Here is a 6,343-nt window from a genome sequence, read left to right as displayed (position 1 = left end):
CCAAGGACTCTGATTGACTCGCTGAAATCGACGCTTGAACTTGTGACTCAGATTGACTCGCTGAAGTCGAAGATTGAACCTGCGATTCAGATTGGCTTGCAGAGATTGATGCTTGAACCTGTGACTCAGACTGACTTGCTGAAACCGACGCTTGGACCAAGGACTCTGATTGACTCGCTGAAGTCGAGGCTTGGACTTGTGATTCGGATTGACTTGTCGAAACCGAAGCTTGAACCTGCGACTCTGACTGACTTGCTGAAATCGAAGCTTGGGCTTGTAATTCAGATTGACTTGCTGAAGTTGAAGCTTGAACCAACGATTCGGATTGACTCGCGGAAATCGAGGCTTGGACTTGTGACTCGGACTGGCTTGCTGAAACTGAAGCTTGAACCAATGACTCAGACTGACTTGCTGAAGCCGAAGCTTGAACTTGTGACTCAGACTGGCTTGCCGAAACGGATTCTTGAACCTGTGATTCAGATTGGCTTGCAGAGATTGATGCTTGAACCTGTGACTCTGACTGACTTGCTGAAACCGATTCTTTAACCTGTGACTCAGATTGACTCGCTGAAGTCGAAGCTTGAACCTGCGATTCAGATTGACTCGCTGAAGTCGAGGCTTGGACTTGTGATTCGGATTGACTTGCCGAAACCGAAGATTGAACCTGTGACTCTGACTGACTTGCTGAATCCGAAGCTTGAACTTGTGACTCAGACTGGCTTGCCGAAACGGATTCTTGAACCTGTGATTCAGATTGACTCGCTGAAACGGACTCTTGTACCAAGGACTCTGATTGACTCGCTGAAACGGACTCTTGTACCAACGATTCAGATTGGCTTACGGAAGTCGATTCTTTAATTAACGATTCGGACTGACTGGCCGAAACCGAAGCTTGAACCTGTGACTCGGACTGACTTGCTGAAATCGACGCTTGAACTCGCGATTCGGATTGACTCGACGAAACCGAAGCTTGAACCAACGATTCTGACTGACTCACTGAAAGCGATTCTTGAACCTGTGACTCAGATTGGCTCACTGAAAGCGATTCTTGAACCTGTGACTCAGATTGGCTCACTGAAAGCGATTCTTGAACCAAAGATTCAGATCGACTCGCCGATTCTGAGGATTTAACTAAGGATGTCGATTGGCTCGTAGAAAGCAATTCTTGAGCCAACGATTCAGATTGACTAAGGAAAATTGATGTTTGAACTAAGAAATCAGACTGGCTCGCGGAAAGTGATTCTTGAGCCAAGGACTTCGATTGACTCGCAGAAAACATAGCTTGAATTAAAGAATCAGACTGGCTCGCAAAAACCGAGGCTTGAACCAAGGATTCTGACTGACTCGCAGATAGTGATGCTGGGGCCAAGGATTCTGACTGAGATCTTGAAATAGACTCAAAGGTTGGTGACTCACTCTCAGAGATGGAAGATGAAGTTGAAAAACTTTGAGACTGTGAGGCAGACTCAGATGCCGTCATCTTCCGATAATAGTAGTTCACACTCGTCATTGGATTAGCATAATAGTTATCTTTAATCGTATGCTTGAAACGAGAGAAGCCATCGGCTCCTTGAGGAGTCGCATCTTCCCCTACAACCATCGTTGTATTTTTTGAAAGGGACGGTGATTTTGGAACAGCTGTGAATGGTTTTGGAACCGTGTACGCTATTCCCGTCTTTTCATCAGTATAGGTCACTGTTTCATTGGCGGAAAACCAACCTGTTACGTCCAGTTCAAAGTTATGTTCATCCACACGTCTTGGAGTAACGTTTAGGAAATAATCCTTATTTTTACTTTCAATTTTACGCGTTCCACCTAAGTCAGACAATTGGCCTGGAACGTCGTGTTTAAAAGTTTTTTCATAAACAAGAGTATACTTATCAAATACTGGTTCATTTCCTGTATCCCGAGAGGTCAATGTATTTATTTTAGAAGGATCCAAGACGTAATAGCGAAGAATGTAGTCCCCATTTTGATTCGTTGTGACAACTTCACTTTTGATAAAATGCTCACGCGCATTTCCGTACAATTCTACACGTCTATCTCCAACCTTACTATTATCAAAGATCCCAGTGGTCGCATTTTGAGAAGTACTTACTACTGGTACCTGAACATAACCTGCAATATCACGCGCATTTGAAGCCGTATACTGTTGTCCCTCAATCCCAGATTGCCTGTATTCAGCAAGGATCTCTTCTTCACCAGTTGGTTTATACAGTCCATTTTGCCATTTACCCTTTGGATCCACCAAACGATACAAGGTAGACTGTTGAGACCACATGGTTGGTACTTTGACCTGGAAGAATTCATTTAACATTTGACCTTGATGTGAAGGATCCATGACATTATAGATATCTCGGAGCATAACACTTCTGACTGGAACCATAATACTAGGAAAAGATTGTAGGGTCACATAAGGAGGTTTACTTGCGTCTCCAAAAGAATAGATAAAGTTATTGCCTGCTGGAGAATCGGCAATCAAGACTTCTTTAGGAAGTCGCATAGGACTATTCAATCTCACATTGGGTTGGAATGTTTGAGAAAAGACTTCTGATCCATCTGATTCCTTCACAATTCGGAAATAAACATTCTTCGGTTCACGAATATCTGGATTTGTTTCGCTGCGATCAACAGATAGTGTCGCATAGTAGCCCAAGGATTTCTCATTTCGGTCAACAAATTCCCAAATTGCAAAAGTATAACGGTTCAAATCGTGATCTTTTGAATACTTTGCAAGCTCTTCTGGAGTTAACAAAGCATTTTTATCTAGGTTCGGATCTTTGGCAACATTCGAGGTTGGTAGTGGCGCATCTACCACATTGGCGCCATGGCGATCATCCATCTCGGGTGAGATGGATAGATCTTCATCACTACTTCTAGCCTCTTCACTAATTGGAGCCAATTGAGCTGAGATAGCTGGTTTCCCATTTATATTGGAATTTCCCACAAAGCCTGCAGCCGTTAAGGTGGTCATCATCTCATCAACTGCTTTGTCTAAGCGATCGCGTTGCTCGGCATAAGCTTGCGCACCAGCATTTGTATGGACCAAACGATAGCTAGTAGTTACTTCCGATTGTAGCTTATTGATAACTGCTTCCAAAGCTGCCTTACGCTTAGGCACAGGTATCTGAGTAGCATATTTCCCTGCAATTTGTTGGAGCAACTCTGCTTCAGAAGCGTTTTGTTCCAATAGGGAAGCTTCATCTGTAGCTGCTGATTCATCTACCGCTGATTCTGAAGCTAGAACTTGTGTGGATTCACTAGAAACGCTTGCCAAACTGGTAGATTCTTGCCCACTGATGGAAATAGAAGTCGATTCACTCATAGAGAGCGAAAGGCTAGCCGTTTCAGAAAGACTTGTAGAGGTTGATAGAGAAGCAGATGCAGAATCTAGCGAGGATGTCTTTGAAAGAATGACGCTATCTGCTTCTGCCAATGTCTCTTGTTTCGTTTCAGACACAGTTGGGGCGAGAGATACCACTTCTTCTGCTTGAGCCGTCGTAGCCACAACAGCTCCTCCAAATACAGTACCTATAGCAACCAAGCCTTTTAATAACTGTTGGCCCTCCTTATGAAGACGACCGTCATCTTCTGGAACTTCGGCAATGACCATCTCCTCTACTTGCCCTCGAACCACACGAAAGAGTCCTAGAGCAGCAGTTGATGCTCGAAGCCAATTTTTTCCTGATTTAATTAATTTGAAGCGTACGACACGATCTGTCTCACGAAAGTTTCCTTTTGAACGCTTAAATTGCATGATATTCCCCTTACATTGTAGTCATTATTTATTATACAGAAATACTACATAGATTCAAGTAATTTGCTATAAAAAACTTATTTATTGTTGTTTTTGTTTTCAAATTTTTTGCAAGAAATTAAAAAGACTTCATTCTACTAGTAAAAAAGTGAACCTCCTATGAGATTCACTCGAAAAAATGATATTTCCTACTAGATCAGTTCCCCTTCTTTTTACGTCGGGTCAGTCCAGCAATTCCAGCTAACCCTGTAACAACCCCAAGAAGAGCTGATGTCACAGTTCCTGTTTCGCCAGTATTCGGAAGCACCACAGATTGGCTGTGTTTTTGTGAACCACTTGCTGATTCTGATGAAGACAATGATTCTGAACCAGAAGCTGATTGTGAACCACTACCAGATATTGATACTGATTGTGATCGACTCACTGAAACCGACTCGGATGTAGAAACAGATGCTGACTCTGAAACTGATTCGGATGCAGAGACTGATGCACTTACTGACGTTGAAGTAGATTCAGACACTGAAACTGATTCGGACATTGAGACTGATTCAGAAACTGAAACTGATTCGGATGTTGAGACCGATTCAGATGTCGATACTGATTCAGATGTTGATACCGATTCAGACGTAGACGCTGACTCGGATACTGACTCGGATGTAGAAACTGATTCAGAAGTCGATGCTGATTCTGACGCTGACATTGATTGACTTACTGACGTTGAAACTGATTCAGACGTTGAGACCGATTCGGAAGTCGATGCTGATTCAGATGTTGATACTGATTCAGACGTTGACACCAACTCAGAAGTTGATACAGACTCGGATGCTGAAACCGATTCAGAGGTTGATGCTGATTCTGAAGTAGAAACTGATTCAGATGTCGATACTGATTCAGATGTTGATACCGATTCAGACGTAGACACTGATTCTGACGCTGATTCTGACGTCGACGCTGATAATGACTCAGACGCTGACAATGACTCTGAAGTAGATACTGACTCAGAGACCTCGGATGTTGACAGCGATTCAGATGTCGACACGGACTCAGATGTAGAAACAGATTCTGAGGCTGATACTGACTCGGATGTTGACAATGACTCTGAAGTAGATACTGACTCAGAGGTTGACATTGATTCAGATACAGAAACTGATTCAGACATTGATATAGACTCAGATGTAGAAACAGATTCTGAGGCTGATACTGATTCAGAGGTTGACACCGATTCAGACGTTGATACTGATTCTGAGGTAGAAATCGATTCAGACGTAGACACTGATTCTGAGGCTGACAATGACTCGGATGTCGAGACTAACTCAGATGTAGAAACTGATTCAGAGGTTGAAACTGATTCAGATGTTGAGACTGACTCAGATGTTGAAACGGATCCAGAAGTCGATAATGATTCTGAGGTAGATGCTGATTCAGAAGTCGATACTGATTCTGATGTAGATACCGATTCAGACGTTGAAACCGATTCAGATGTCGATACTGACTCAGATGTAGAAACGGATTCAGATGTAGAAACAGATACTGACTCTGATACTGATTCAGATGTCGATGCTGACTCAGATGTAGAAACGGATTCAGACGTTGACATTGATTGACTTACTGACGTTGAAACTGATTCTGAGGTTGAAACCGATTCGGAAGTCGATACTGACTCAGATGTTGAAACGGATCCAGAAGTCGATAATGATTCTGAGGTAGATGCTGATTCAGATGTCGATACCGATTCAGACGTTGAGACCGATTCAGATGTCGATACTGACTCAGATGTAGAAACGGATTCAGATGTAGAAACAGATACTGACTCTGATACTGATTCAGATGTCGATGCTGACTCAGATGTAGAAACGGATTCAGACGTTGACATTGATTGACTTACTGACGTTGAAACGGATTCAGATGTAGAAACTGATGCTGACTCTGACGCAGAAACGGATTCAGATGTCGATACCGATTCAGACGTTGAGATCGATTCAGATGTCGATACCGATTCAGACGTTGAGATCGATTCAGATGTCGATACTGACTCAGATGTAGAAACTGATTCTGACGTTGAGACCGATTCTGAAGTCGAAGCTGACTCAGATGTAGAAACTGATTCAGATGTCGATACCGATTCAGACGTTGAGACCGATTCAGATGTCGATACTGACTCAGATGTAGAAACAGATACTGACTCTGATACTGATTCAGATGTCGATGCTGACTCAGATGTAGAAACTGATTCAGAGGTTGAAACTGATTCAGATGTCGATACTGACTCAGATGTTGAGACTGACTCAGATGTTGAGACCGATTCTGAGGTTGATGCTGATTCAGAAGCCAATACTGATTCAGACATCGATGCTGACTCTGACGTTGAAACTGATTCTGAGGTTGAAACCGATTCGGAAGTCGATAATGACTCAGACATCGATGCTGACTCTGACGTTGAAACTGATTCTGAGGTTGAAACCGATTCAGACGTTGAAACCGATTCAGATGTCGATACTGACTCAGATGTAGAAACGGATTCAGATGTAGAAACAGATACTGACTCTGATACTGATTCAGATGTCGATGCTGACTCAGATGTAGAAA

The 6,343-nt window shown here is 42.9% G+C and carries 2 protein-coding genes; both read right to left on the bottom strand.

The features are described from left to right. Nucleotides 1-3,757 (bottom strand): accessory Sec-dependent serine-rich glycoprotein adhesin (locus QM830_RS10835; RefSeq protein ID WP_414327015.1); only part of this gene is annotated, 3,757 nt, incomplete at its 3' end. A 196-nt stretch (nucleotides 3,758-3,953) separates the two neighbouring features. Then, nucleotides 3,954-6,343 (bottom strand): LPXTG cell wall anchor domain-containing protein (locus QM830_RS10830; protein WP_414327013.1); only part of this gene is annotated, 2,390 nt, incomplete at its 5' end.

The organism is Streptococcus sp. OMI750 (assembly GCF_047463895.1).
GTDB lineage: Bacteria > Bacillota > Bacilli > Lactobacillales > Streptococcaceae > Streptococcus.
The sequence above is the reverse complement of the archived record's forward strand: the minus strand, read 5'-3'. Positions and strand labels throughout refer to the sequence as shown.